The organism is Methylobacterium sp. Leaf125 (assembly GCF_001423085.1).
Classification (GTDB): domain Bacteria; phylum Pseudomonadota; class Alphaproteobacteria; order Rhizobiales; family Beijerinckiaceae; genus Methylobacterium.
Genome location: NZ_LMNU01000001.1, coordinates 405537 through 430102 on the forward strand (window position 1 = coordinate 405537; position 24566 = coordinate 430102).

Consider the following 24566-nt stretch of genomic DNA (forward strand, 5'->3'; position numbering starts at 1 on the left):
TCGGCGGGAAACACGGGTTCGCCACGGGAGACCGGATCGGCACGAACGCGCGCCGGCGGTCGGACACCTTCGAGCCCTGTCGGCCTCTGCCCTGCCGACCGGCGGCCGGATCCGATGGGGCCGGATATGAATCGGGGCGCAGGACGGCCCGAAACCGTCCTGCGCCCCGAACCCTCCCGGGACCCGGGAGGGCGATGCCGGATCAGGCGCTCAGCTGATCGCGAATCGGCAGCTGCCGGATGCGCCGGCCGGTGGCGGCGAAGATCGCGTTGGCGATCGCCGGAGCCACGGGCGGAACGCCGGGTTCGCCGACGCCCCCGAGGGGACGGCTGTAGTCCGGGTTCGGCAGCAGGTGGACGTGGATCTCCTTCGGCGCCGCATCGATGCGGGTGATCTCGTAGCCGTCGAAGTTGTTCTGCTGCGCGCGTCCGTCCTTGAAGGTGATCTCGGCCGAGAGCGCGAGGCCCATGCCCATGACGACCGCGCCCTCCATCTGTGAACGGATCCGCTCCGGGTTGACCTGCGGTCCGCAATCGATGGCGATGTCGACGCGCTTGACCTGCACCTCGCCCTTGGGACCGACCGCCACTTCCGCCGCCACCGCCGTGTGGGTGACGAAGCTGTAGTGGCCGGCGATCCCGAGGCCGGTGCCCTTCTCCATCTTGCGACCCCAGCCGATGCCCTTGGCCGCCGCCTCGATCACGCGGCGCAGGCGCCCCGTGTCGATCGGGTAGCGCGCGGGGTCCTCGCCGTAGTTCCAGACGTCGCTGATGCTGGTCGGGTCGATCAGCCGGTCAGGGCCGATCAGCGCGAGCAGGTACTCCTTCGGGTCCTTGCCCGCCGCGTGGGCGAGCTCGGACACGAAGGACTGGATCGCGAAGGCATGCGGGATGTTCGAGACCGAGCGGAACCAGCCGATGCGCACGTGGGCATCCGCCGCCGGGTTCTCGAGGCGGATGTTGGGCACGGCGAACGGCGTGTTGGTCAGGCCCATGCCGAGCTCGAACGGCAGCTCGTGCTTCGGGTCGGGGGCGAAGATCGACCCGATGGTGGGCGCCGCCGAGCGGTGCAGCCAGGCGACCGGCATGCCCTTGTCGTCGAGCCCGGCCTCCAGGCGCTCCACCGAGATGGTGTGGTAGTAGCCGTGATGCAGGTCGTCGTCGCGGGTCCAGATCAGCTTGACGGGCGCGCCGTCCACCGCCTGGCTGCAGAGGGCGGCCTCCAGCACGTAGTCGGGCTTGGACTTGCGGCCGAAGCCACCGCCCAGCAGCGTCACGTTCACCCGCACCTTGTCGGCGGGCAGGTTCAGCTTCTTGGCGAGGCGGTCATGGGTCGCCTGGGGCGCCTGGGTACAGGCCCAGGCTTCGCAGAATCCGTCCTTGATCCGCACCGTGGCGGCCGGCGGCTCCATCGGGGCCTGGACGAGGTGGGGCACGAAGTACTCGGCCTCGAGCTTCGTCTTGGCCTTGGCCATGGCGCCGGCGACGTCGCCCTGGTCGCGCACGACCTTGCCGGGCGCGCGCGCCGCCTTCTCCAGCTCGCCCCGGAAGGCCACGGAGTCGTAGCCGGCATTCGGGCCGTCATCCCAGGTGATCTTGAGGGCCTCGCGGGCCTTCATCGCCGCCCAGGTGTTCTTGGCCACCACGGCGACGCCGCCGATGGGCTGGAACTCGGAGGGAATCTCGGGCGCGTCGATCTTGAAGATCTTGACGACGCCGGCGACCTTCTTGGCCTCGGTGTCGTCGAAGCTCACGACCTTGCCGCCGTAGACGGGGGGACGGGCGACGAGGGCGTAGAGCATCCCGTCGAGGCGGGTGTCGATGCCGTACATCGCCTTGCCGACGGTGAAGTCGTGATTGTCGATGAGGCCGATCTTGCCCTTGCCGATGTAGCGGAAGGCATCCTGCTTCTTCAGCGTGACGCTCTCGCGGGCCGGCACCGGGAGCTCGGCGGCGGCGGCCGCAACCTCGCCGTAGCCGAGGCTGCGCTTCGACTTGGCGTGGGTGACGACGTGGTTCTCGGCCTTCACCTCCCCGGCGGGCACGCCCCACTGCTTGGCGGCGGCCTGGACCAGCATGGCGCGGGCCGCGGCGCCGGCGTGGCGCAGGTGCGGGAAGAAGTGGCGGAGCGACCGCGAGCCGTCGGTGTCCTGGTTGCCGAAGCGGGCCTCGTCACCCCAGGCCTGGGCGACCTTCACCTTCGACCAGTCGGCGTCGAGCTCATCGGCCACCACCAGGGCGACCGAGGTGCGCACGCCCTGACCCATCTCGGAGCGATGGCAGGTCACCGTCACGGTGCCGTCCGCGGCGATGGCGACGAAGACCTTCGGGTCGTCCTGCCAGCCATGCGGCATGGCATCGGCGCCGTACTTCTTGGGCTCGTCCTTCTTGTCCTCGGCCCGGGCCGAATCGCGCCAGGAGAGGGCGAGCACGAGGGCGCCCATGCCGCCGAGCATGGCGCGGCGGCTGACATTGGCGAGCGCGCTCGGCGCGGTCTGATCGGTTTCGGTTCCGGCCGGCGAGGTGGCGCGGTCCGCCATGGTCTGAGCTTCGTGGATCACAGGCGCTCTCCCTTGTTCGCGGCAGGCTTCTGGCCGGCACCGGACGGTTGACCGGCGGCCTGATGGATCGCGGCGCGGATGCGCGGGTAGGTGCCGCAACGGCACAGGTTCCCGCTCATGGCCTCGTCGATCTGCGCGTCGGTGGGCTTCGGGGTATCGGTGAGGAGGGAGGCGGCCTGCATCATCTGCCCGCACTGGCAGTAGCCGCACTGCGCCACGTTCAGGTCGCGCCAGGCGACCTGAACCGGATGGTTTCCGTCGGGGGACAGGCCCTCGATGGTGACGACGGCCTGCCCCTCGGCGGCCGAGACGGGGGTGACGCAGCCGCGCACGGCCGTGCCGCCCACATGGATGGTGCAGGCGCCGCAGAGGGCCTGTCCGCAGCCGAACTTGGTTCCGGTGAGCCCGACCTCGTCGCGCAGGTACCACAGCAGCGGCATATCGGGATCGCCGTCGAAGCTGCGTTCAGCTCCGTTCACGGTCAGTTTGATCATCGGTGTATCCTGTCATGGATCAGGCCACGGGCCGGTGGGGATCGGCGTCACGCCAATCCGTCAACCGTCGGGAAGCCGTCAGGGTCACATGTCGGGCGTCGAGGGCGTGAGCCGCCCCCCGGAAGGGTCCTGAGATGCAGCGGCGGATCCGGCCTCTCCGATCGGGAGAGCCGTCGCAGCGCACGAAGCCCCCACGCCCCGCACCTCGGAATGAATCCAATTAAACGTCGGGCCTGTTGCGGCGCAACCGGAGCCCGGCCCCGTCATCCGTCCCCGGAGCGGCGATCCGGCCTCCATGTGCCGTTGCGCACGGGGCGGTACCGAGCGGGTGATCCGGATGGCAGCGGCGCGCGTTGCTTTTGCCGGCTCTCACACAATTCCCACTCGTTGACGCGCGGCCGGCTCGGCCTTCGCCCTCAGGTCTCCACCAAGCCGGCGCTCGACCCGCTCGCGCCGGAATCGCCGGCCCCGTGCGGCAGGGCGAGGTATTCCGACGAGCGCATCTCGATCAGGCGGGAGACCGTGCGGTCGAATTCGAAGGCCTCGCGCCCTTCGGTGGCGGTGTAGAGGTCGTGGGGCTCCGCCGCGGCCGAGGCGACCAGCTTCACGTGGGCGTCGTAGAGCGTGTCCACCAGGGTGATGAAGCGCTTGGCCTCGTTGCGGTTGTCCGGGCCCAGCACGGGAATGTCCGAGACGATCACCGTGTGGAAGGCGCGGGCCACCGCCATGTAGTCGGAGGCGCCGAGTGGCTGGGCGCAGAGGTCGGCGAAGCTGAAGCGGGCGACGCCGCCGGTTTCCTCGGGCACGGACACGTCGTGCCCCTTCACCCGCAGGGTCGCGGGCCGGCCCTTGGCCTTGCCGGTGAGGCCCTTGAAGGCGGCCGCGAGGGCCGCCGCCGCCGTGGCGTCCGCAGGCACGTGATAGACCGAGGCCCCCCCGAGCTTCTCCAGCCGGAAATCGGTGCGGGAATCGAGGCGCAGCACCGCCACCCGCTCCTGCAGTTCGGCGATGAAGGGCAGGAACAGGGCGCGGTTCAGGCCGCCCTCGTAGAGCCGGTCGGGCTCGACGTTGGAGGTCGCCACCACGGTGACGCCGCGCTTGAACAGGGCGCCGAACAGCCGGCCGAGGATCATCGCATCGGCGATATCGGTGACGGTGAACTCGTCGAAGCAGAGCAGCGTCGCCTCGTCCGCGAGGGCATCGGCCACCACCGGGATCGGGTCGTCGCCCTTGGCGGTGCCGGCCTTCAGGGCCTGGCGATGGGCGTGGATGCGCTCGTGCGCATCGGCGAGGAAGCCGTGGAAATGCACCCGGCGCTTCGGCTCGGGGGCGGCCTCGTGGAAGAGGTCCATCAGCATGGTCTTCCCGCGTCCCACCGAACCCCAGATGTAGAGCCCCTTCGGCGGCGTCGCGGCATCGTCCCGGCGGCCGAACAGCCAGCCGAGGGCGCTGCCCTTGCGGGCGCGCTTGCGGCGGCCGAGCTCCAGCACCAAGCGGTCGAGGGCGCGCACCAGATGGATCTGCGCCGGGTCGCGCTCGATGGCCGCGGTGCGCACCAGGGCCTCGTAGCGGTCGGAGACCGGGCCGGGGGACACGGCGCCGGCCTTGGCCTGGCTCGACGGCTCGAGGCCCGAGGAGGAGGAGGCGTTCACGGTGTGGGCGACCTGTTCGCGGAGGGAGGGAATCGGGCGGCCGGCGGGTCTGCCGGTCTGACGCGGCCACCCCGCAGGATCAAGCCCCGGACCCGGTTCCGGCGCCGGACGCGCGGCAGCCCGTCGCTTTGCTGCATTGCACAACCGTGGCAGCGATGCCAGATCTGATCCGCCTTGAGGGAGGCTACGCCCGGACCCGGCGCGCGCTGCGCGCCCCGAAACCGGAGACCGGCACCCGATGCCCGATACGCATCCGACCCTTCAACCGATCCTCCGCCGCCTGTGGCCCAACGATGGCCCGGCGGTGGAATCCTACTTCCTGCGGCTCGATCCAGAGACTCGGGCCAACCGCTTCATGGGCGCGCTGAGCGATGCGGCCGCCGTCGCCTATGCGCGCAACGCCCTGAACGCCGAGGGCCTGATGTTCGGCAGCTTCGTCGACGGCACGCTGCGGGGGCTCGGCGAGTTGCGTCCCGCCTCCGTCCCGCCGCCCGGCTTCGTCCTCGGTGCGGAGGCGGAGGCCGCCTTCGCGGTGGAGAAGGCCTATCGCCGCAACGGCCTCGGCCAGGCGCTGTTCCGGCGGATCGCCGCCGCGGCCCGCAACCGCGGCGTGCGGGACCTGCACGTGCGCTGCCTGGCCTGGAACCGACCCATGCGGGGCCTCGCCACCAAGGTCGGCGCGGACCTGCACATCAGCGGCGGCGAGGCGGACGGCGCCCTGCATCTCGCCCGGCCGACCCCCGTCTCCCTGTGGCAGGAGGGCGTCACCGAGGCGGTGGATTTCACCCTTGCCCTCACGGCGGCGTGAGTCCGGCTTTGCCGCGCCGGGTCCGGAGGCTATCGTCCCCGGTATGACGCCGCCCGGACGGGTTCCTCCCCTCCGGCTCCGGCCAGGGGGCAGCATGACGGACGTTTCACGGCGGAGCCTGTCCGTCCTCTTCGCCTGCACGGTCCTTCTCCCGGTTTCGGCGCAGGCCCAAGTTTCGGCCCAGGTTTCGGCCCAGGCCCGTCCCGACACCCGAGCGATGACCTGCGCCGAAGCGTCGGCCCTGGTGGCCCGGGCCGGCGCCATCGTACTGAGTACAGGGCCGGCGACCTACGCGCGCTTCGTGCGCGACGGCGGGTTCTGCCCGCTGCCGGAAACCACCCAGCCGTCCTGGGAGACGACCCGGGACGATCCCAAGTGCTTCGTCGGCTATACCTGTCGCGACAAGTTCAACGAGGGCCAGGGGCGGGACTGAGAGCCGGGGGCATTCCGTCTCCCTGAGCCAACCCGCGCAGGCGCTCACGGCCAAGCTGCCTTGTTGCCGCCCCGCCCACTGCGGATGGTCGCGGCCGGGACCCGCCCCAGGAGAGGACGGGCTCGCCGACGAGGGGCCGCAGCATGGACCGGACCGAGATCACCCAGAACACCCGCCCGCTGAGCCGGCCGGCCGAAGCGCGCCTCGAGCGCTCCGTGGCCGATGCCCTGCGCATCATCAGGGCCGCCTGCGACGAGCGAAACGAAGCCCCCGTCAAGGCCGCCCGACGCCAGCTCGCGGAAATCTACGGCGCCACCCGGCTCAGCCGGCAGCGCGAGCGCCGAGGCGCCTCCGTCTGAGGTCCCGTCACCGGGCGGGTCGCTCGGCGAGCCAGATGGTGTGGCGCGCCCCGCGCGCGCGCCCGGCCCGCACGCCGACTGCCTCCACCCGGAAGCCCCCTCGCGCCAGGCGCTGCGTGAAGGCCGGATCGGGATGGGCCGACCACACCGCCAGCACCCCGCCGGGGCGCAGGGCGGCCCGTGCGGCGGCGAGGCCGGCGGCGTCGTAGAGCCGGTCGTTGGCACGGCGCGTCAGGCCGTCCGGGCCGTTGTCGACGTCGAGCAGGATCGCGTCGTAGGCGCCGCGCCCGGCACGGATCACCGCGGCGACGTCCGCCACCCGCGCCTCGGCGCGCGGGTCCGACAGCGCCTCGGAGGAGAGGCCCGCCAGGGGGCCGCGGCCCCAATCCAGAACCGCCGGCACGAGCTCGGCCAGCACGATCCGGGCCTCGGCGGGCAGGGCGTCGAGGGCCGCCCGGAGGGTGAAGCCCATACCGTAGCCGCCGATCAGCCAGCAGGCCTTCGCCCGGGACCCGAGCCGCGCGGCGGTCAGGGTCGCCAGCGCCTCCTCGGAGCCGCTGAGCCGGCTGTTCATCAGCTCGTTGTGGCCGAGCTGGATCGAGAACTCGGTGCCTCGCTGAAGCAGGCGCAGGGAGTCCGACCCGCCCGGCACGGGCGCGGTGTCGAGGACGGTCCAGGGGATCACGATGGGGACTGGCCGGTGGGGGGGATCATGCGACCTCGGCTAGCACGGGTCGACGATTGGATCACGCGACACCGCGACGCCGACCCTCCCCCCGCGCACGGCGCGGGGGGAGGGTTCGTGCGGGCTAGAACAGCCCTTCGATCTGCCCGTTGGCGTCGAGGTGGATGCCCTCCGAGGCCGGGACCCTGGGCAGGCCCGGCATGGTCATGATCTCACCGCAGATCACCACGACGAAGCCGGCGCCCGCCGAGAGCCGCACGTCGCGCACCGCGATGAGGTGGCCCGAGGGCGCGCCCATCAGGTTCGGGTCGGTGGAGAACGAGTACTGCGTCTTGGCCATGCACACGGGCAGGTGGCCGTAGCCGTCCTTCTCGAACTGGGCGAGCTTGGTGGCGGCCTTCGACTCCACCTGGATGTCGCCCGCGCCGTAGAGCTTGGTGGCGATGGCGAGGATCTTGTCGGTGAGCTTGGTCTCGGTCTCGTAGACGTAGTTCAGGGGCTTCTGCTCGCCGTTGGCGAGCTTCACCACCGCATGGGCGAGGTCCTCGGCGCCGGCGCCGCCCTCCGCCCAGTGCTTGCAGGTGATGGCCTCGACCTGGAGCTTGTCGCGGCAGAGCTCCTTCAGCTTGGCATGCTCGGCATCGGTGTCGGCGTAGAAGTGGTTGACGCCGACGACGACGGGCAGGCCGAAGCTGCGCACGTTGGCGACGTGGCGCGCCAGGTTCGCGAAGCCCTTCTCCAGGGCGTCGAGGTTCTCGGATCCGAGCTCCTTCTTCGAGACGCCGCCATGCATCTTGAGGGCACGTACGGTGGCGACGATGACCACCGCGGAGGGCTTCAGGCCGGCCTGGCGACACTTGATGTCGATGAACTTCTCCGCGCCGAGATCGGCGCCGAAGCCGGCCTCCGTGACCACGTAGTCGCCGAGCTTGAGGCCCGCGCGGGTGGCGATCACCGAGTTGCAGCCATGGGCGATGTTGGCGAAGGGGCCACCGTGGATGAGGGCCGGGTTGCCCTCCAGGGTCTGGACGAGGTTGGGCTGCAGGGCGTCCTTCAGGAGCACCGTCATGGCGCCCGTGGCCTTGACGTCCTTGAGCGTCACCGGCTTGCGGTCGCGGGTCTCGGCGATGACGATGCGGCCGAGGCGGGCCTCGAGGTCGTCCAGGTCCTTGGCGAGGCAGAACACCGCCATGACCTCGGAGGCCACGGTGATGTCGAAGCCGTCCTCACGGGGGAAGCCGTTGGCGACGCCGCCGAGGGACTGGGTGATGGCGCGCAGGGCCCGGTCGTTCATGTCGACGACCCGGCGCCAGTGGATGCGGCGCACGTCGATGTTCAGCTCGTTGGCCCAGTAGACGTGATTGTCGATGAGGGCGGCCGCCAGGCTGTGCGCGGAGGTGATGGCGTGGAAGTCGCCGGTGAAGTGCAGGTTGATCTGCTCCATGGGCACGACCTGGGCCTTGCCGCCGCCGGCCGCGCCGCCCTTCATGCCGAAGCAGGGACCCAGCGAGGGCTCGCGCAGGCACATCACGGTCTTCTGGCCGATGCGGTTGAGCGCGTCGCCGAGGCCGACCGTGGTGGTGGTCTTGCCCTCGCCGGCCGGCGTCGGGCTGATCGCCGTCACGAGCACGAGCTTCCCTTCGGGCTTGGTCTCGAGCGACTTGATGAAGGCGTGGTCGATCTTGGCGATATGCTTGCCATAGTGGTGCAGCGCGTCGTCCGGGATGCCGATCTTGGCGGCGACCTCGGTGATCGGCTGGAGCGTGGCCGCGCGCGCGATCTCGATATCTGAGGGCATTGGTGCGTTTCTCCCGGATTGTTCTTGCGCGGTCGGGTCCGGCGGGGCCGCATTCCGTCCGCTGGCGTTCGTCGTTCGCCGCCAGGACCGGATCCGCCGACGTTGGGCCGTGCGGATCGGCCGAGCGGCCACGCATCATCGATCGCATCAGTTTGCGTGATGGGACAAGCAAAAGCGCGTCGGAAATTTTGAATTTACAGGCAAAAATTTGTTTGGGATCAGACCTGTGTCAGCCCGTCATGGCACTCGCCGTGTATCCGGCCTCTTTCAGCGCTTCGGCGATGCTCAAGGCCTGAGCCGTGGTCGTCACCGCAACGCGCCCGTGATCGAGGTCGACCGCGACCTTGGCCTCGGGGTCGAGGCGCTGGATGGCCCGGCACACCGCCGCGGCGCAGCCGTCGCAGGTCATGCCCTCCACCTGCATCAGGAGGTCCGATGGCGTCGCGTCCATGAGGTTCGCTCCGGGCTTCTCGTTCCGCGGGGCGCATTGTGGCGCCTCGCGACGCCGATGCAAGCGGCACGGCGCGCGCGGTGCGAGACGACCCGGAACCACAAGTCACAGTTCGGGAAAATCCGTTTGCAGGGCCGTCCGGTGGCTTGTGGGCCGGGAGCGTCTCGGCAACAAAAGAACGCCGGACCGGCCGCGGCCGGACCGGCATCCGTGTTTCCCTGTCGTTTCGAGGATCGAAGACTCCGATGGCCCGGATCATCGGCCAGCGTACGAGCCTGTGGGCCTGCGGTCTGCTCGCGCTCTGCCTTCTCGGGCCGCTCGCGGTCTTCTCTCCGCTCGGAGCGAGCCTCGGGCTTGCCGGCCTCGGGCTCGTGGCGGCCCTCGTCGCCCATCGCCGCGCGGGCACGCTGACCGCCCGTTGCGAGAAGCTGTCGGGCGAGGTCGACGTGCTGTCGCAGCGACTCGTCCGGCTGGAGACGGTCACCCGCGCCCTGGCCGAGCAACAGGTCCGGGCCGTCGATGCGGGCCTTCCCGCGAGCGCACCCGGCCCGGACCCCCGCGACCTCAGCGCCGGGATCGAGGAGGTCACGGCCGAGATCGGCCTCCTCAGCGGCATCGTCCGGGAACTCGCGGCGGTGGTCGCGGCGCAGGATGGCGAGATCGCCGGCCTCAAGGCCGTGCCCGCCCCGATCGTTCCGCTCGTCGCCTCTCCGCTCCGCCCCGCAGCGCGGGTCACCGCTCCGGAGCCTGAAATTCGCCCCGAGCCGCGCTTCGACGGGCCGCCCCTCCGGCGCACCGATTCGCCTCCGGCCGCGCCCTGGACACCGCGGGCCCTCGGCCGGGCCGAGGCCCCGGTGCGCGACCCCGCCCGCGACGCGGCCCTGATCGCGGCCTTCGACGCCGCCGGCCTCGAGGTCCACCTCCAGCCCATCGTGTCCCTGCCTCAGCGCAAGGTGGTGTCCTACGAGGCGATGGCGCGCCTGCGCCTGGCCGGCGAGACCCTGATGCCGGAGGCGTTCGTGCCGGTGCTGGAGCGCCACGGGCGCACCACCGACCTCGACCGCCGGATGCTCCAGCGCGTCGCCACCGTCGCCCAGCACCTGGCCGGGCGGGGCAGCCAGGCGGCGGTGGCCTACGGCCTGTCGCCGCGTTCCCTGTTCGAGCCGGGCTTCCTGCGCTCGCTCGGGCGCCTCGTCGAAGGGGCGCCGGACCTGTCGGGCCGGGTCATGCTGGCCCTGCCCCAGGTGAGCTGGCGCAACCTCGACGCGGAGCAGGCGGGCGCGCTGGCCGACCTGCGCGGACCCATCGGCTTCATCCTGGACCGGCCCCTCGACCTGCGCCTCGATCCCCTGGCCCTCGCCGACCGCGGCGTCGCGCAGGTGAAGGTCCCGGCCGATCTGCTGCTGCGCCCAGATTCGCGCCAGGCCATGCCCGACATCGCGCTGGAGGACCTCGTCGCCTCTCTGGCGCGGGCCGGCATCCGCCTCGTCGCCGAGGGCGTGGAGCACGAAACCGACGTGCCCGACCTCATCGAGCTCGATGTGCCCCTGGCCCAGGGCAGCGTGTTCGCGCCTGCCCGGGTGGTGCGCGCCGAGGTCCTCCAGGCGGCCCCGGCTGCGTCCGAGCCGACTCCGCCGAACGAGGATCCGGAGCCGCCGCCCCAGCGCCGCCCGTTCCGCGACTTCCTGCGTCGGGCCGGCTGACACCCGCGCGGCGTTGCATTTTCCGGAGGTCCCGCCTAACCGGGCGGCGCTCCTGAAACGCCCGCTCGTCAGCTCGAGGCCCGCCGCATGCCCGATACGCCCGCACGTCCCGGCTCGTCCGGGCCCGTCCCCACCCTGGACGGCTTCGCGACGATCGCCGCGGACTACGATCTCATCCTGTGCGACGTCTGGGGCGTGCTGCACGACGGCACCAACGCGCATCCGGGCGCCAGCGACGCCCTGACGCGATTTCGCGCCCTTCCGGAGGAGGGGCGGCCCCGCCGGGTGATCCTGGTCTCGAACGCGCCGCGTCCCTGGGCCGGGGTGCAGGCGATCCTCGACGGGTTCGGCGTGCCCCGGGGCGCCTACGACGCGATCCTGACCTCGGGCGACCTGACGCGCAGCCTGATCGGCGCCCATCCGGGCGAGCGCCTGTATCATCTCGGACCGGAGCGCGACGCCACGATCTTCGACGGCCTCGACGTGACCCTGGTCGATGTGGCGCAGGCCGAGCGCGTCATCTGCACCGGCCTGTTCGACGATACCTGCGAGACCGCCGAGGATTACCGCGGGACGCTGGAGGCGATGCGGGCCCGGGACGTGCCGATGATCTGCGCCAATCCCGACCTCGTGGTCGAGCGCCGGGGCGAACTCATTCCCTGCGCCGGGCTGATCGCGGAGGCCTACGCGGCCCTGGGCGGCGCGGTGACCTATGCGGGCAAGCCCCATCGCCCCGTCTACGAGGCGGCGCTGGCGCTGGCGGGCGGCCTCGACGACCGTGCGCCGCCGGAGCCCGCCCGGGTCCTCGCCATCGGAGACGCGCTGCGCACCGACATCGCCGGGGCGACGGCCTTCGGGATTCCGAGCCTGCTGGTGGCGCGCGGCATCCACGCCGAGGAGCTCGGCGTTTCGACGGCCCACGCGACGCTCGGCGACATCGCGGACTGGCTCGACCTCCAGGCGGTCCGGCCCGACGCGGTGATCGAGCGCCTGGTCTGGTGATCAGGCGAAGAGGGCGTCGATCTCGTCCTGGGCGACGGCCGGGCCGTGCAGCTGCGGTCCGTTGAGGATGAGGAGTTCCTTGCGGACCCGGCGCTCCACCTCCTCGGGATCGATGCCGCCCTCGTCCTTGGCCTTGACGGCGCTGGCGAAGCGCGAGAGCCGGCTCTCGAGCTGGCGCAGGGCCTCCACGACCTTGGCGATGCGCTGCCCGGTGATATCCTGGAAGGTGCAGGCCTCGAAGATGTCGTTCATGCGCGCCTCGACGGTGGCGCGGTAATTCTTGTCGTCCGGCAGGCCGAGGATCTCCTCGGCCGTGTTCATGATGGAATTCGTGGCCCCCGCGGTGGCGGCCACCACGCTGCCGAGCTCCTCGTGCGCCATCGGCAGGCGATCCCGCGTGAGCTCGTTGGCCCGTAGCGCGGCGATCTCGTTGCGCAGGTGAGCGATGTAATCCGCGATCTCAACCAATTCACGGATCAAGGACGGCTTATCCGGCGCGGGATTCACGTTCCGCGCCTGCTTGGCGAGTGCCATGGGCTCCCGGCTCCCCGATTCGGTGTTCCTGGGCTGCGTTTCGGATCGATCAGGCGCCGCAGACGGCTTCGATCTTGCTCTTCAGGGTGGCGGCGTTGAACGGCTTGACGATGTAGTTGTTCACGCCGGCCTTCTTGGCCGCGATGACGTTCTCGGTCTTCGACTCGGCAGTGACCATGATGAACGGGGTGGTGCGCAGGGCCTCGTCGGCGCGGACGTGGCGCAGCAGCTCGTAGCCCGTCATCGGCTCCATGTTCCAGTCGGAGATCACGAGGCCGTACTTGCGGTTCTTGAGCCGGGCGAGGGCAGCGGTCCCGTCGGAGGCGTCGTCGACCTCCTCGAAGCCGAGCTGCTTCAGAAGATTGCGGATGATACGGACCATCGTCTGATAATCGTCGACGACGAGGATCGGCATGCCGAGATCGAGGGCCATGGGTCGGTGTGCTCCGTCAGGGGAGGGCCCGTGCCTGGGCACGGCCCTCCGGGAATGGGCCGGAGCGCCAAGGTTTGGGCGCCCCTTGGCGATGAAACTACGCAGCTTCGCATTGCGAAGCGGTTAACTGCCCACGCGGCCCACCTTGTCTTGACTTCAGGAATGTTCGGACGTGGCGGGGATGGACCCCCTTCGCCTTGACAAGGCTGCCGCGCTCGCCCCCATGCGGGTGCCATGTCCTTCGCGCCGCCCCTGCCCGACACCGCCGATTCCGCACCGTCCAGCCTCGACGCTTTCGCCCGGCAGGCCCTGGACGACCTCGATGCGCGCGCCCTGCGCCGCCGCCTCATCGACACCGCGCGCGGACCCGGTCCGATCGCGCGGCGTGACGGCCGGACGCTGATCTCGTTCTCGTGCAACGACTATCTCGGTCTCTCCGACGATCCCCGCGTGATCGCCGCCGGGCAGGAGGCGCTGGCGCGCTACGGCGCCGGCGCAGGCGCCTCCCGCCTCGTCACCGGCAATCATCCCGTCCTCGCTGCCCTGGAGGCGCGGCTCGCCGCGCACAAGGGCAAGGACGCGGCCCTCGTCTTCGGCAGCGGGTACATGGCCAATCTCGGCATCGTGCCTGCCCTGGTCGGCGCCCAGGACCTCGTCCTGGTGGACGCCCTCGGCCATTCCTGCCTGTTCGCGGGGGCGCAGGTCTCGGGTGCGACGATGCTGCGCTTCCGCCACAACGATGTCGGGCACCTGCGGGACATCCTGGCCGCCCGCCGGTCCCGGCACGGACGGGCGCTGATCCTGACCGAGCGGGTCTTCAGCATGGATGGGGACCGCGCGCCTCTCGACGCCATCCTGGAGGTTGCCGCCGCTCACGATGCCTGGACGCTGGTGGACGATGCACACGGCCTCGGCGTGGTGGAGGCGGGCGCCCGTGCCCCCCTGGAGATGGGCACCCTGTCGAAGACCCTCGGCTCGTATGGCGGCTATCTCTGCGCCTCGCGCGAGGTCATCGACCTGATGACCAGCCGGGCCCGCAGCTTCGTCTACACCACCGGTCTCCCGCCCGCCTCGGCGGCCGCCGCCCTGCGTGCCCTGGAGATCGTCGAGGCGGAGCCCGAGCGCGCCGCCCGGCCCCTGGCGCTGGCCCGCCACTTCACGGCGCGCCTCGGCTTGCCCGCGGCCACCAGCCCGATCGTGCCCGTCCTCGTCGGCGCGGCGGAGGCGGCGCTCGCGCTCTCGGCCGCCCTGGAGGCCCGTGGCTATCTCGTCGTCGCGATCCGCCCGCCCACGGTGCCGGCCGGCACCGCCCGGCTGCGGGTGGCGTTCTCGGCGGCGCACGAGGAGCCTCAGGTCGACGGTCTGGCCGATGCGCTGCGGGCGCTCGGCATCGGCCCGCAGGTTTCCCCGGAGACCTGAGCCGGACGGATCAGGAGTTGGAGCGTGCGCCGCCGGCCTCGTGGTGCCGGTCCTCGAGCCGGTTCGACCGCTCCCGCGCCCGCCGGCGCTGGGCCGAGAAGCCGATCCAGCGGGTGACCAGGGGGCCGCGACGGCGAACGATCGGTGCCGCGTCCCCGGCCTCACCCGTCAGGACGGTCACATCGGAGTCCGCTGTTCCATCCGCGAGGCGGCTCTCTTCGGGGGGAGCGTCGTGACCGAAGGCTTCGGGATGGGTCTTTTCCGTCACGACGATGAGTCTCCTCCGGGAATCCTGGGTGTTGACGGGGGTGGGGAGAGCCATGCGTGCGCCGGCGCCGGTCCCTGCCGCCGCGTTCGTCGGGCCGGGCCCGTCGCCGAGAGGTCGGAGCTTGCGAATGTCAGCGGTCATCACGCCTGTTGCCATCTGCGCGGGATCCAGCGCGGCGCGCTGCGCGCGCCCGTGATCCCATCCCCCTGCGCGGCCCGCCCGTCGGGTCCTGCAGCGTCCGCACCAGCATAAGCAATCCCGCCGCCGGGTTGAGTCGGTTGCTTGGTCTGTGAGTCCATATCTGTTGTCTCGGCGTCCCAAACAGCCGTCCCAGCGACCGTTTGCCGGGCGGTGGGGATACCGCCCGGCCCATGGGGACGCCCGGTCCACGCGGAATCCGGGTCACCGATCCTGCGCTTCGACCCATGACTTGGACCCATGGCTTGGACCCATGGCCTGGACCCATGCATGCGCGGGCCGATCGGGATTCGTTTCGGGGCGCCGCGGGGCTCTCAGCCCCTGCGGATCCCTCAAGCGGCGGCGGGCGCTTGGCCGGCCGCGCGCTCGTGGGCGAGCTTGACCACGCTGACCTGATCGACCTTGCCGGTTCCGAGCATGGGCACGCGCTCCAGCACCACCACCTCCGCCGGGATGGCGATCTCCGGCACGCCCTTGCCCTTGGCGAAGCTCTGGTAGGCGCCGCGGGTCGCGTCCTTGCGTTCGGTGAACAGCACCAGCCGCTCGCCCTTGCGGGCATCCGGCACCGCGGCGACGGCGCTCGGCGCGTCGGGCCACAGCTCGGCCGCGAGCGCCTCGACGCTGGCCAGCGACACCATCTCGCCGGCGATCTTGGCGAAGCGCTTGGCTCGCCCCTTGATGGTGACGAAGCCCTGCGCATCGATGGCGACGATGTCGCCCGTGTCGTGCCAGCCCTCGGGGGGCGCCTCGATGCTGCCGGGGCGCTCGGGCCGAAGGTAGCCCAGCATGATGTTGGGGCCACGCAGGACGAGACGTCCGCCCTCGTCGATGCCGGGTACCGGCTCCAGCCGCCAATCCTGGCCGGGCAGGAGGCGGCCCACGGTGCCGAAGCGGTTGAACATCGGCGTGTTGAGGGCGACCACCGGGCCGCACTCGGTGACGCCGTAGCCCTCCAGGATGCGCAGGCCGAACTTCTCGCCCCAGGTCTTGCGGGTGGATTCCTTCACCGCCTCGGCTCCGGCCACGACGTAGCGCAGCGAGCGCAGGTCGTAGGAATGCGCGGTCTTGGCGTAGCCGGCCAGGAAGGTGTCGGTGCCGAACAGGACGGTGGCGTTGGAGCCGTAGATGAGTTCCGGCACGATCCGGTAGTGCAGCGGCGAAGGATAGAGGTAGACCGGCACGCCCGAGACCAGGGGCAGCACCAGGCCCGCCGTCAGCCCGAAGGCGTGGAATACCGGCAGCACGTTGAACACCTTGTCGCTCGGCCCGAAATCGATCCGGGCGGCCACCTGCGCGGTGTTGGCGAGCATGTTGCGGTTGGCGAGCACCACGCCCTTGGGCGCGCCTTCCGAGCCTGAGGTGAACAGGATCGCGGCCGGGTCGTCGCCCCGCCGGGGCACCAGCGGCGCCCGCTTGGAGAGGAAGCCGCGCAGCTTGTCGCCCGTCGTGATGCCGGCACGGATGTCCTCGAGATAGACGAGCGCGACGGATCCCCGGATCGCCTCCACGAGGCTCCCGAGGCGACCCTTCTCGATGAAGGCGCGAGAGGTCAGGATGGTGTCGACCTCGGCCGTTTTGCAGGCCGAGAGGATGTTGGCGGCGCCCGCCGAGAAGTTGATCATGGCCGGGACGCGCCCGGCGGAGGCCAGGGCGAACAGGGTCACAGCGGCGCCGTTGGCGTTCGGCAGCATGACGCCCAGCGGCTTGCCCGGGGCCCCGAGCCCTGCGAGCTTGCGCCCCAGGATGTTGGCGCCCATCACGAGGCGGGAATAGCTCAAGCGACCCATCGGGTCCTCGACGGCCGTGCGGCGCCAACCATGGCGGTCGCCGGCCTCGATCAGCGCCTGCATCAGGCCGCGATCGATCTCGGTGGTGCGGAAGACGAGGTCGGACATGATTCCGTAGAGCGCGGCGCCCGCCGCCTGCCGGCGGGCCTTGCCCTTGAGGGCCGGGTCCACGCTAAGGGCGACCGGCGAAAGGATCGTGACGGTGACCTTCGGCCACCAGCGCCGCTTCACCTGGTTCTTCGACAGGCGCGAGAAGACGGTCTTCTCGAGGCCCTCGATCTTCACCGGCACCACCATGGCCCCGGATTTGTCGGCGATGAGCCCGGCTCCGTCATAGACCTTCATCAGGCTGCCGGTGACGGTCAGGCGCCCCTCGGGGAAGATGATCAGCGTCTCGCCGCCCTTGACCGCATTGATCAGGGTGCGGGTGGCCAGCGGCCGGGTCGGGTCCAGGGGCATCGCCTTCGTCATCGCCAGGAACGGCTTCACCCACCAGCGCTGCGCGATGCCGTGGTCCACGGCGAAGACCGGCTCCTGGTCCAGGAGGGAGAGCGCGAGCGGCGCGTCGAGGAACGAGACGTGGTTGAGGGCGATGATGGCGTTCGGGCCGGCCTTCTCGACGTTCTCCAGGCCGCGCACCTCCAGGCGGTAGAAGGCCCGGAACAGGATCGAGAGGAAGTCGCGGAACGGGCTCGTCGGCAGGACGGCGAGGATGACCACGCCCGCCACGAGGTTGAGCACGCCGAGCAGAATCAGGAGCGCGGCCATCGACCAGCCGGCGCCCTGCAGGGCGGCGAGGCCCAGCGCGCCCGTCACCATGAAGGCCGCCGTGAGCACGTTGACGGCGCCGATGACGCGGGCCCGCTTGTCCTTGTCGGTCCAGGCCTGCACGGCGGCGAAGGAGGGCACGATGTAGAGGCCGCCCGCGACGGCGAGGCCGAACAGGTCGAGGGTGACGCGCAGGCCCGTCCCCGTGGTGAGGAAGTCCCAGGCGCCCGAGGGATCGCCGGCGACGGGGGGCAACTGCGCCACGGTCCAGGCGAGATCGAGCCCGAAGGCGCCCATCAGCAGGGCGCCGACGGGGGTGGGGAGCAGCACGATGCGACCGCTGGCAAGCCAGGAGGCCAGCCCCGAGCCCACCGCGATGCCGATGGAGAAGACGGCGAGCAGGGTCGTCACCACGGTCTCGGAGCCGTTGAGGCTCTGGCGGACCAGGACGGGGAGCAGCGACAGCACCACGGCGCCGACGAGCCAGAACCAGCTCACGATGAGCGAGCCGCGCCACAGGCGGGTGTCGCCCCAGAGATCGCGCAGGAGGGCGCCGGTGGAGCGGGCGACGTTCGGGTCGACCCGCAAGGTCGGGGCGGCCTCGCCGGTGGACGGGATCGCCCGCGCGGAGAGCCAGCACAGGACGGCGAACACCATGATCATGGTGCTGAAGGCCAGCGCGCCGCCGCCCATGGCGGTGGCGAGGCCGGCCACGATGGTGCCGAGCAGGATGGCGAGGAAGGTCGCGGCCTCGACCAGGGCGTTGCCCGCAGTCAGTTCGTCCCGGCGCAGGTGGTCGGGCAGGATGCCGTACTTGATCGGCCCGAACAGGGCCGCGATCGTGCCGAACAGGCCGAGGGCCACGAACAGCACCGGGACGGCGTGCAGCCAGAAGCCCAGGGCCGCCGCTGCTGCAGCGAAGATCTCGGCGAATTTCAGCCGCTTGGCAATGAGCGCCTTGTCGTAACGGTCGGCCATCTGGCCCCCGAGGCCTGACAGGAGGAAGAACGGGCCGATGAAGACCGCGCCCGCCAGGGTGATCAGCATTGGCGAGCTGCCACCGCCTGCGTCGCCCACCTTGAAGAGGATCAGGAATACGAGGGCGTTCTTGAGGAAGTTGTCGTTGAACGCCGAGAAGAACTGGCACCAGAACAAGGGTGCGAAGCGGCGCGTCGTCATCAAGGTACGAAACATGGAAGTCTCCTCGGACGACGCATGACTGCCCGCACGCGGCGATAGCGTCAAATGGTGAACCGCGCGCCCTTTGAACAACGTTCAAAACATATCGCCGCCGCAGATCAGGTTCAATGGCGTCATTGCACGGTGTGCAATCCGGAAGCGCTGACCGGTGCGGCGCCGCACGGAGACGAGGGCCCGACCTCGGGATTCACGGAGCGGGGGACAGGATGGCACGGGCAGGGAAACGGGGAACGGGTCCGCGCGGCGAGCACAACCGCGACGAGTTCCTGGCCCTGGTCACGAAGGCCGCCGAGAACCTCGTCCGGCAGGAGGGCCTGCGTGGTCTTGGGATGCGGCGGCTGGCCAGCACCATCGGGTATGCGCCGAATTCGATCTACAATGCGGTCGGCGATCTCGATGCGGTGATGATGCGGGTCAACGCCCGCACCCTCGCACGTCTGCACGCGGCCCTGGAATCCGCGGTGCTGCCGGACGCCACCCCGCACGACCGGGCCCTGGCCCTCGCCGATGCCTATCTGGGCTTCGTCGCCGCGGACCCGCAGGTCTGGAGCCTCGTCTTCGAGCACCAGATCGCTCCCGACAGCCCCTTCCCGGACTGGTATGCCGAGGCCCTTGGCCAGACGACCGACCTCGTCGCCCGCGTGCTGGCGCCCATGATCCCCGACCCGGACGAACGCCGGCAGGCGGTGGCAGCCCTCTGGGCTGCCCTGCACGGACTCGCCTCGCTCGCGACGTCGCGCAAGCTCTTGGTGCTGACACCGGAATCACCCCGCGACCTCGCGCGCCTGCTGGTCCGACGCTTCCTCGAAGGCCCGGACCGGGGACGGCCCGAGATCGAGAGCGCCTGAGCGTCCTCGGGCCGGTGGATCCTACGGGACGCTGCTGCGGCGCGTCCGCATCCCCCGGAAGAGGGCGGGATGAGGATCGGTGAGACTGCGCGAGGCCGGAGGCTCCGCTGCCTTGTACTCCGGCTCCGCCCAGGTCGGGAGTTCACGCGTGTCGTCCGTCCTCGGCTGGCCGCGGCGCTCGGTGGTCTTCGACACCAAGCCATGTGCCTCGGGTCGCGGCGCAGGCAGAAGCGACAGGCCGCCGAACGCGACGAGGCAGGCGAGGCCGATGCCGGCCGAGTGCCAACTCGGCTCCGGCGCGATCATCATGGTGCCGAGGCCCCCGAGCGCGATGGCCGAGGCGAGATTGCGCGGTGTGAAGGGATCAATGGCCATGACGCCATCCTCCGCCTCTTCGCTCACGACTTCGTGAACCTGATGATTCAATTTGTAGGGATTAGATCCAAGTCCGACCGAGAGACTCCGATGTATTCGGTTCCATGCCGCTGGCACTGGATTCGCTCCGCCGGTCGATGCTCCCCCCTGCAACAGTGTCCGAATTCGATCGCTACAAGGTCCGGGACCTAGGGCTGATGTCTGCGGAGGGACAAATCGCGAGAAGACCAGGCGGTCTATTTTGGTTTCAGCCGATGCAACCGGTGGTTCGGAATTCGTCATTCGTGAATGGGAGATATTAAGCATTCACGGAGCGTTGTGGCTGCTTGCCGCGCGTGCTGATCCAGTCCAGGCGGCGCCCGATGAGGTCCGTCGTGTCCGTCCAAAATCTGTCCATCCGCAGCCGCCTGATCGCGGCCTTCTCGCTCCTGACGCTCTTCGTGGTCGGCCTGGGTCTCCTGGGGCTCTTCGGCACCCAGCGCATGCGCGCACAGAGCCTGGAGATCGAGACGAACTGGCTTCCGAGCATCCGAGCCCTGGGCGAGATCGATACCATCACGGCTCGCATCAGCGCGGTCGTGCTTCGGCATACGCAGGCCCATGACCCGAAACTGACGGCGTCGATCGAGGCGGACCTCGTGCGCTTTGACAAGAAGCTGGCCGATCGCCGGGCGATCTACGAGCCGATGATCGCCTCGCCGGAGGAGCGCGCCCTCTACGACGGCTACATGCGCGATGCGGCCACCTTCCTCCCGATTCGCCAAGCCATCCTGGATCTCTCGCGCAGTGGACAGAAGGCCCAGGCCTTCGAGCTCTACGAGAGCAAGGGCCTGCCGGTCCGCCGCGCGGCGTCGAACACCCTGGAGAAGCTCACGGCCCTCAACAATGACGGTGCCGCGCAGGCGCAGGCCCGCAGCACGGCGATCTTCGAGCAGACCCAGACCCTGGGTCTCACCGCCATGTTGCTGGCGCTGGCGCTGTCGGCGCTGTCGGCCTTCCTGATCATCCGTGGCGTCACGCGGGGTATCGGCGCGGTGGTCCAGCCCATGCAGGCGCTGGCCGGCGGCGACCTCGCGGTGACCATCCCGCACCAGGGCGCCCGGACCGAGATCGGCACCATCGCGGACGCCGTTCAGGTGTTCAAGGACGGCCTGATCCGGATGCGGGCGCTGACCAGGGCGCCCGGACCGAGATCGGCACCATCGCGGACGCCGTTCAGGTGTTCAAGGACGGCCTGATCCGGATGCGGGCGCTGGAGGAGGAGACGGTGCTGGCGCGGGCCGGGGCGGAGGCGCAGCGCAAGGCGGCGATGCGGGCGATGGCCGACAGCTTCGAGGGCGCGGTGGGCGGCATCATCAGCATGGTGACCAGCTCGGCCACCGAGCTGCAGGCCACCGCCCAGAGCATGGCCGGCACCGCCACCCAGACCGCCAACCAGTCCAGCAGCGTGGCGGCCGCGGCCGACGAGGCCGCCGCCAACGTCAACACGGTGGCGGCCGCGGCCGAGGAGCTCGGCTCCTCGGTGCAGGAGATCGGCCGCCAGGTCGGCAGCTCGGCCGCCATGGCCCAGACCGCCGTGGCCGAGGCCGCCCAGACCGCCAGCTTCGTGCAGACCCTCAACACGGCGGTGGCGCGCATCGGCGACGTGGTGACGATGATCACCTCGATCGCCGGCCAGACCAACCTGCTGGCGCTGAATGCCACGATCGAGGCGGCGCGGGCMGGSGAGGCGGGCCGGGGCTTCGCGGTGGTGGCCGCCGAGGTCAAGGARCTGGCCAACCAGACGGCGCGGGCCACGCAGGAGATCGGCGAGCACATCAGCCAGATCCAGGGCTCGACGGGCCAGGCGGTGGCGGCCATCGACGGGATCGCGGCGCGCATCCGCGAGATCAGCGGCGTGGCCACCTCGATCTCGGCGGCGGTGGAGGAGCARGGAGCGGCCACCCAGGAGATCGTGCGCAACGTGGCGCAGGCGGCGATGGGCACGGGGGCGGTGACGACCAACATCGCGGGGGTGGCGGGCGCGGCCGAGGAGACCGGCGCGGCCGCCAGCCAGGTGCTGGGCGCCGCCTCGGAGCTCTCGCGCCAGTCCGAGCATCTCAGCGCCGAGGTCCAGCGCTTCCTGGCCACCGTGCGCGCCGCCTGAGCGGCGCCAGAGGCCATGGCCAGCGGCGAATCGTCGNCCGGCGCGGCCGCCAGCCAGGTGCTGGGCGCCGCCTCGGAGCTCTCGCGCCAGTCCGAGCATCTCAGCGCCGAGGTCCAGCGCTTCCTGGCCACCGTGCGCGCCGCCTGAGCGGCGCCAGAGGCCGCCACGAACGGACGGACCACGGACAGACGGACAAGGAAGGGCCCGGCGCGTTCCGGGCCCTTCGTCGTTTCGGGCTCAGCGGCTGCCGGTGCCGGACTTCGTGCCGGTGCTGCCCGAGGCGGTGCCGGATTCATGGGATCCCGCGCCCGAATGGCCGGTCGAGCCCGTGGTCGCTCCCTTCTCATGGCCGGGCGCGTAACCCGAGGCGCCGGGGGCACCGTACTGAGATCCGTTCTGCTGCATCTCCTGTCCGGGTGCGTTGTTGGCGGATCCCGGGCCACTGCCGGCGGCGAAGGCGACCGTGCTGAGGGCGAACGTGCTGGCGAGGGCGAGTGTGACGGCTTTCATGAAGAACTCCTTGCACCACTGCATTGGGGGCCGGACAACGTCGGCTCGGCGCGCGGCGTTCCCAAAAACTTCCGTGCGTCCCTGCATCGATCTTCCCTATGATGCCGGGATGAAATCGGGCGCCGATCTTGCGGATGCGGCTTGAACAGCACGGCAATACCTGAGGCCGTGCCGTTCTTCGCGAGCCGGAGACGCTACGCCAGCGCCGCTTCCGCCCGCCGATAGGCCATCCCGTGGGCGACGTAGCCCTCGACCACCCGGGTCATCATGGTGCGTTTCTCCGCATCCAGGACCCCGAGGATGCGGGCCGGGCGTCCGCCCCAGAGATGGCCGCCCTCCAGGAGCTGGCCCGGATCGGTGGTGGCGCCGGCGGCCAGCAGCACGTCGTCGGCGATCACGGTGCCGGGGGCGACGACGCAGCCGATGCCGATGAGGCTGCGTGCACCGATGCGGCAGTCGGCGAGGCGGACATTGTGCCCGACCGTGGTGTCGCGCCCCAAGACGACGCCCTCGCCCCGGGTCCGGATGACGGTGTTGTCCTGGATGTTGGTGTTGGCCCCGACCACGATGGGACCGACCTCGGCGTGGAGGTCGCAGGAGAACAGCACCGTGGAGCCGGCCCCGAGGGCGATCCGGCCGCGCAGGCGCGCGGTGCGGGCGACGTAGACGCTGGGATCGGGGTCCGGCTCGTCGGCGGGCGGGAGCGCCGGCAGGTCGCCGGAGGCCTCGCGCAGGCGCTCCGCCTGCTCGGCGATCTGCGGCAGGCTGATCGCCCGCACCGCCTTGGCGGGGCTGCCCGCATAGGCGAAGCCGGCGGCGAGGTGCGCCCGTGGGAAGACGGTGGCCCCCGCCTCGATCAGGACACCGTTTTCCACGCTCGCCCCATCGAGCACGATGACGTCGTCCTCGATCACCACGTCCGAGCCGACGGTGCAGGCATGCACCACGGCGTTGCGGCCCACCGTCACCCGGTCGCCGATCAGGGTCGGATAGGTGTTGGTCGCGATGTGCACGGTGGAGCGGTGGCCGAGCCAGAAGCGCTCGCCGATGACGATCCGGTCCCCGTCGGCGCGGATCACGCTGTAGTCGCCGAGCCAGGCCTGGGCGCCGAGGGTGGCGTCGCCGATCACCGTGCTCGCGCGACCGCACCAGACCGGACGGGCCGAGAACACCGGCAGGGCGCCCTCATGGGGCAGGATCAGCTCTGGGGTCACGGCGAAAATGTCCTTCGCATCCCGGTGGCATCGCCGGGCGTTCGGGGGCATAGAGCGCCCGTGCCCGTGAGGTCAGGTTCGCCGGGCCTCGTCAAGGGTGTACCGCCCGAAGGCGGTCCGCCCAAGCCCCTCGCCCAAGCCCCTCGCCCAAACCACCGGCCCAAGCCCCTCGCCCAAGTCCCTCGCCCAAGTCCCGGTTCCGGACCCCTGCTGTCGAGCGCCTGTTTTCGCCTTCTGTCGTCAGTCGCCTTGTTCCCAACCGCCGTTCCGAGGTCAGCCCGGGGAAGCCCATGCCCGATGTCAGCATCCAGAGCGCACCCTTCGACGCGAGCGCCGAGATCGCCCGGCTCACCCGCGATCTCGGCGGCAGCGTCGGCGCCATCGTCACCTTCACGGGCCTGTGCCGCGACGAGCGCGGCCGCCTCACCGGGCTCGAACTCGAGCATTACCCCGGCATGGCCGAGGCGGAGATCGGCCGGGTGGTCGAGACCGCGCGTGCGCGCTGGCCGCTCCAGGGCGTATGCGTGATCCACCGCCACGGACTCGTGGCCCCGGGGGAGGGCATCGTCCTCGTGGTCACCGCGTCCAGCCACCGGATCGCAGCCTTCGAGGCCGCGAGCTTCCTGATGGATTACCTCAAGACGCGGGCCCCGTTCTGGAAGCGCGAGCACCTCGCCGACGGCACCACGGGCGGGTGGGTCGAGGCGACGGAGGCCGACGACCGCGCCGCTGCGCGCTGGGACCAGGAAGCCGGCGCCCCGCGCTAGCCTTGCGCCGATGCCGACCGGTCGCGGGACCAGGCGGCGGAACCCAAGCTGAGCTGGCGACATCCTCCCGCAGGATGGGCCGGGCGCAGCGCGGACGGGCCTGCCCGGTGACCCGCCCGAAATCCGCGTGCCCGACCCGGCATGCCAGGAGCCC

At 70.8% G+C, this 24566-nt stretch carries 21 protein-coding genes and 1 pseudogene; 9 read left to right on the plus strand and 13 right to left on the minus strand.

Annotated elements, in window-relative coordinates; translation table 11 throughout:
• Positions 1 to 202: 202 nt before the first annotated feature.
• The 3 genes from ASF58_RS01865 to zapE all read right to left on the minus strand — a co-directional run bounded on the left by ASF58_RS01865 (position 203) and on the right by zapE (position 4706).
• Positions 203 to 2560, minus strand: a complete 2358-nt coding sequence (locus ASF58_RS01865) for a xanthine dehydrogenase family protein molybdopterin-binding subunit (protein ID WP_055946706.1) — start codon at positions 2558 to 2560, stop codon at positions 203 to 205.
• A complete protein-coding gene (locus ASF58_RS01870; RefSeq protein ID WP_055946710.1) occupies positions 2557 to 3054 on the minus strand; it encodes a (2Fe-2S)-binding protein in 498 nt (165 codons plus the stop codon). Before ASF58_RS01870 ends, ASF58_RS01865 begins: the two co-directional genes overlap by 4 nt.
• Positions 3055 to 3470: 416 nt before the next feature.
• Positions 3471 to 4706, minus strand: a complete 1236-nt coding sequence (zapE, locus tag ASF58_RS01875) for a cell division protein ZapE (protein WP_082512770.1) — start codon at positions 4704 to 4706, stop codon at positions 3471 to 3473.
• A gap of 238 nt (positions 4707 to 4944) precedes the next feature.
• Here zapE and ASF58_RS01880 point away from each other — a divergent pair, with 238 nt between their 5' ends.
• The 3 genes from ASF58_RS01880 (at position 4945) to ASF58_RS01890 (ending at position 6306) form a co-directional block, all read left to right on the plus strand.
• A complete protein-coding gene (locus tag ASF58_RS01880; RefSeq protein WP_055946713.1) occupies positions 4945 to 5514 on the plus strand; it encodes a GNAT family N-acetyltransferase in 570 nt (189 codons plus the stop codon).
• 94 nt (positions 5515 to 5608) lie between these two features.
• On the plus strand, positions 5609 to 5947 hold the full coding sequence (locus ASF58_RS25530; RefSeq protein ID WP_156375502.1) for a hypothetical protein: 339 nt from the start codon (positions 5609 to 5611) through the stop codon (positions 5945 to 5947).
• Between the two features lie 143 nt (positions 5948 to 6090).
• The gene (locus ASF58_RS01890) at positions 6091 to 6306 is read left to right on the plus strand and encodes a hypothetical protein (protein ID WP_055946716.1); all 216 of its coding nucleotides are present in this window, start codon (positions 6091 to 6093) and stop codon (positions 6304 to 6306) included.
• 7 nt (positions 6307 to 6313) lie between these two features.
• Here the strand turns inward: ASF58_RS01890 and ASF58_RS01895 are convergent, their stop codons facing one another.
• From ASF58_RS01895 to ASF58_RS01905, 3 genes are all read right to left on the minus strand, one after another.
• Positions 6314 to 6991, minus strand: coding sequence for a spermidine synthase (locus ASF58_RS01895; RefSeq protein ID WP_055946719.1), 678 nt, complete (start codon positions 6989 to 6991; stop codon positions 6314 to 6316).
• A 124-nt stretch (positions 6992 to 7115) separates the two neighbouring features.
• Positions 7116 to 8789, minus strand: a complete 1674-nt coding sequence (locus ASF58_RS01900) for a formate--tetrahydrofolate ligase (protein ID WP_055946723.1) — start codon at positions 8787 to 8789, stop codon at positions 7116 to 7118.
• 229 nt (positions 8790 to 9018) lie between these two features.
• Positions 9019 to 9240 (minus strand): heavy-metal-associated domain-containing protein, encoded by a 222-nt coding sequence (locus ASF58_RS01905; RefSeq protein ID WP_055946726.1) that lies wholly within the window; start codon positions 9238 to 9240, stop codon positions 9019 to 9021.
• A gap of 245 nt (positions 9241 to 9485) precedes the next feature.
• Here ASF58_RS01905 and ASF58_RS01910 point away from each other — a divergent pair, with 245 nt between their 5' ends.
• Together ASF58_RS01910 and ASF58_RS01915 are read left to right on the plus strand one after the other, a co-directional pair.
• Entirely contained in the window at positions 9486 to 10943 is a 1458-nt protein-coding gene (locus tag ASF58_RS01910; protein ID WP_055946729.1) for an EAL domain-containing protein, read from the plus strand.
• A gap of 87 nt (positions 10944 to 11030) precedes the next feature.
• Positions 11031 to 11945: a TIGR01459 family HAD-type hydrolase gene (locus ASF58_RS01915; RefSeq protein WP_055946731.1), complete on the plus strand. Its 915-nt coding sequence runs from the start codon at positions 11031 to 11033 to the stop codon at positions 11943 to 11945.
• Here ASF58_RS01915 and ASF58_RS01920 read toward each other — a convergent pair whose 3' ends face one another.
• Entirely contained in the window at positions 11946 to 12479 is a 534-nt protein-coding gene (locus tag ASF58_RS01920; protein WP_055946735.1) for a protein phosphatase CheZ, read from the minus strand.
• A 49-nt stretch (positions 12480 to 12528) separates the two neighbouring features.
• A complete protein-coding gene (locus ASF58_RS01925) occupies positions 12529 to 12912 on the minus strand; it encodes a response regulator (protein WP_018046001.1) in 384 nt (127 codons plus the stop codon).
• Positions 12913 to 13146: 234 nt separating this feature from the next.
• Between ASF58_RS01925 and ASF58_RS01930 the strand changes: the two genes are divergently transcribed.
• A complete protein-coding gene (locus ASF58_RS01930) occupies positions 13147 to 14331 on the plus strand; it encodes an 8-amino-7-oxononanoate synthase (protein WP_055946738.1) in 1185 nt (394 codons plus the stop codon).
• Positions 14332 to 14341: 10 nt separating this feature from the next.
• Here ASF58_RS01930 and ASF58_RS01935 read toward each other — a convergent pair whose 3' ends face one another.
• Positions 14342 to 14599, minus strand: coding sequence for a hypothetical protein (locus ASF58_RS01935; RefSeq protein WP_162242025.1), 258 nt, complete (start codon positions 14597 to 14599; stop codon positions 14342 to 14344).
• 530 nt (positions 14600 to 15129) lie between these two features.
• A complete protein-coding gene (locus tag ASF58_RS01940) occupies positions 15130 to 18546 on the minus strand; it encodes an acyl-[ACP]--phospholipid O-acyltransferase (RefSeq protein ID WP_055946743.1) in 3417 nt (1138 codons plus the stop codon).
• Between the two features lie 212 nt (positions 18547 to 18758).
• On the opposite strand from ASF58_RS01940, the gene ASF58_RS01945 reads away from it, so the two are divergent.
• On the plus strand, positions 18759 to 19400 hold the full coding sequence (locus tag ASF58_RS01945) for a TetR-like C-terminal domain-containing protein (RefSeq protein WP_055946746.1): 642 nt from the start codon (positions 18759 to 18761) through the stop codon (positions 19398 to 19400).
• Between the two features lie 21 nt (positions 19401 to 19421).
• Here ASF58_RS01945 and ASF58_RS01950 read toward each other — a convergent pair whose 3' ends face one another.
• On the minus strand, positions 19422 to 19775 hold the full coding sequence (locus tag ASF58_RS01950; RefSeq protein ID WP_156375504.1) for a hypothetical protein: 354 nt from the start codon (positions 19773 to 19775) through the stop codon (positions 19422 to 19424).
• Positions 19776 to 20149: 374 nt separating this feature from the next.
• On the opposite strand from ASF58_RS01950, the pseudogene ASF58_RS26935 reads away from it, so the two are divergent.
• Positions 20150 to 21921: pseudogene (locus ASF58_RS26935) on the plus strand (methyl-accepting chemotaxis protein).
• Positions 21922 to 22158: 237 nt separating this feature from the next.
• Here ASF58_RS26935 and ASF58_RS01960 read toward each other — a convergent pair.
• Positions 22159 to 22431: a hypothetical protein gene (locus ASF58_RS01960; RefSeq protein ID WP_082512846.1), complete on the minus strand. Its 273-nt coding sequence runs from the start codon at positions 22429 to 22431 to the stop codon at positions 22159 to 22161.
• A 194-nt stretch (positions 22432 to 22625) separates the two neighbouring features.
• Positions 22626 to 23645: a gamma carbonic anhydrase family protein gene (locus ASF58_RS01965; RefSeq protein WP_055948601.1), complete on the minus strand. Its 1020-nt coding sequence runs from the start codon at positions 23643 to 23645 to the stop codon at positions 22626 to 22628.
• A gap of 290 nt (positions 23646 to 23935) precedes the next feature.
• On the opposite strand from ASF58_RS01965, the gene ASF58_RS01970 reads away from it, so the two are divergent.
• Positions 23936 to 24412, plus strand: coding sequence for a molybdenum cofactor biosynthesis protein MoaE (locus tag ASF58_RS01970; RefSeq protein ID WP_055946754.1), 477 nt, complete (start codon positions 23936 to 23938; stop codon positions 24410 to 24412).
• Positions 24413 to 24566 lie beyond the last annotated feature (154 nt).

Coding starts and splice junctions, on each gene's coding strand:
- ASF58_RS01950 (WP_156375504.1), bottom strand. CDS start 19,775: ATGGCCATTGATCCCTTCACACCGCGCAATCTCGCCTCGGCCATCGCG.
- ASF58_RS01880 (WP_055946713.1), top strand. CDS start 4,945: ATGCCCGATACGCATCCGACCCTTCAACCGATCCTCCGCCGCCTGTGG.
- ASF58_RS01930 (WP_055946738.1), top strand. CDS start 13,147: ATGTCCTTCGCGCCGCCCCTGCCCGACACCGCCGATTCCGCACCGTCC.
- ASF58_RS01900 (WP_055946723.1), bottom strand. CDS start 8,789: ATGCCCTCAGATATCGAGATCGCGCGCGCGGCCACGCTCCAGCCGATC.
- ASF58_RS01940 (WP_055946743.1), bottom strand. CDS start 18,546: ATGTTTCGTACCTTGATGACGACGCGCCGCTTCGCACCCTTGTTCTGG.
- ASF58_RS01890 (WP_055946716.1), top strand. CDS start 6,091: ATGGACCGGACCGAGATCACCCAGAACACCCGCCCGCTGAGCCGGCCG.
- ASF58_RS01915 (WP_055946731.1), top strand. CDS start 11,031: ATGCCCGATACGCCCGCACGTCCCGGCTCGTCCGGGCCCGTCCCCACC.
- ASF58_RS01945 (WP_055946746.1), top strand. CDS start 18,759: ATGGCACGGGCAGGGAAACGGGGAACGGGTCCGCGCGGCGAGCACAAC.
- ASF58_RS01910 (WP_055946729.1), top strand. CDS start 9,486: ATGGCCCGGATCATCGGCCAGCGTACGAGCCTGTGGGCCTGCGGTCTG.
- ASF58_RS25530 (WP_156375502.1), top strand. CDS start 5,609: ATGACGGACGTTTCACGGCGGAGCCTGTCCGTCCTCTTCGCCTGCACG.
- ASF58_RS01960 (WP_082512846.1), bottom strand. CDS start 22,431: ATGAAAGCCGTCACACTCGCCCTCGCCAGCACGTTCGCCCTCAGCACG.
- ASF58_RS01970 (WP_055946754.1), top strand. CDS start 23,936: ATGCCCGATGTCAGCATCCAGAGCGCACCCTTCGACGCGAGCGCCGAG.
- ASF58_RS01870 (WP_055946710.1), bottom strand. CDS start 3,054: ATGATCAAACTGACCGTGAACGGAGCTGAACGCAGCTTCGACGGCGAT.
- ASF58_RS01920 (WP_055946735.1), bottom strand. CDS start 12,479: ATGGCACTCGCCAAGCAGGCGCGGAACGTGAATCCCGCGCCGGATAAG.
- ASF58_RS01905 (WP_055946726.1), bottom strand. CDS start 9,240: ATGGACGCGACGCCATCGGACCTCCTGATGCAGGTGGAGGGCATGACC.
- ASF58_RS01925 (WP_018046001.1), bottom strand. CDS start 12,912: ATGGCCCTCGATCTCGGCATGCCGATCCTCGTCGTCGACGATTATCAG.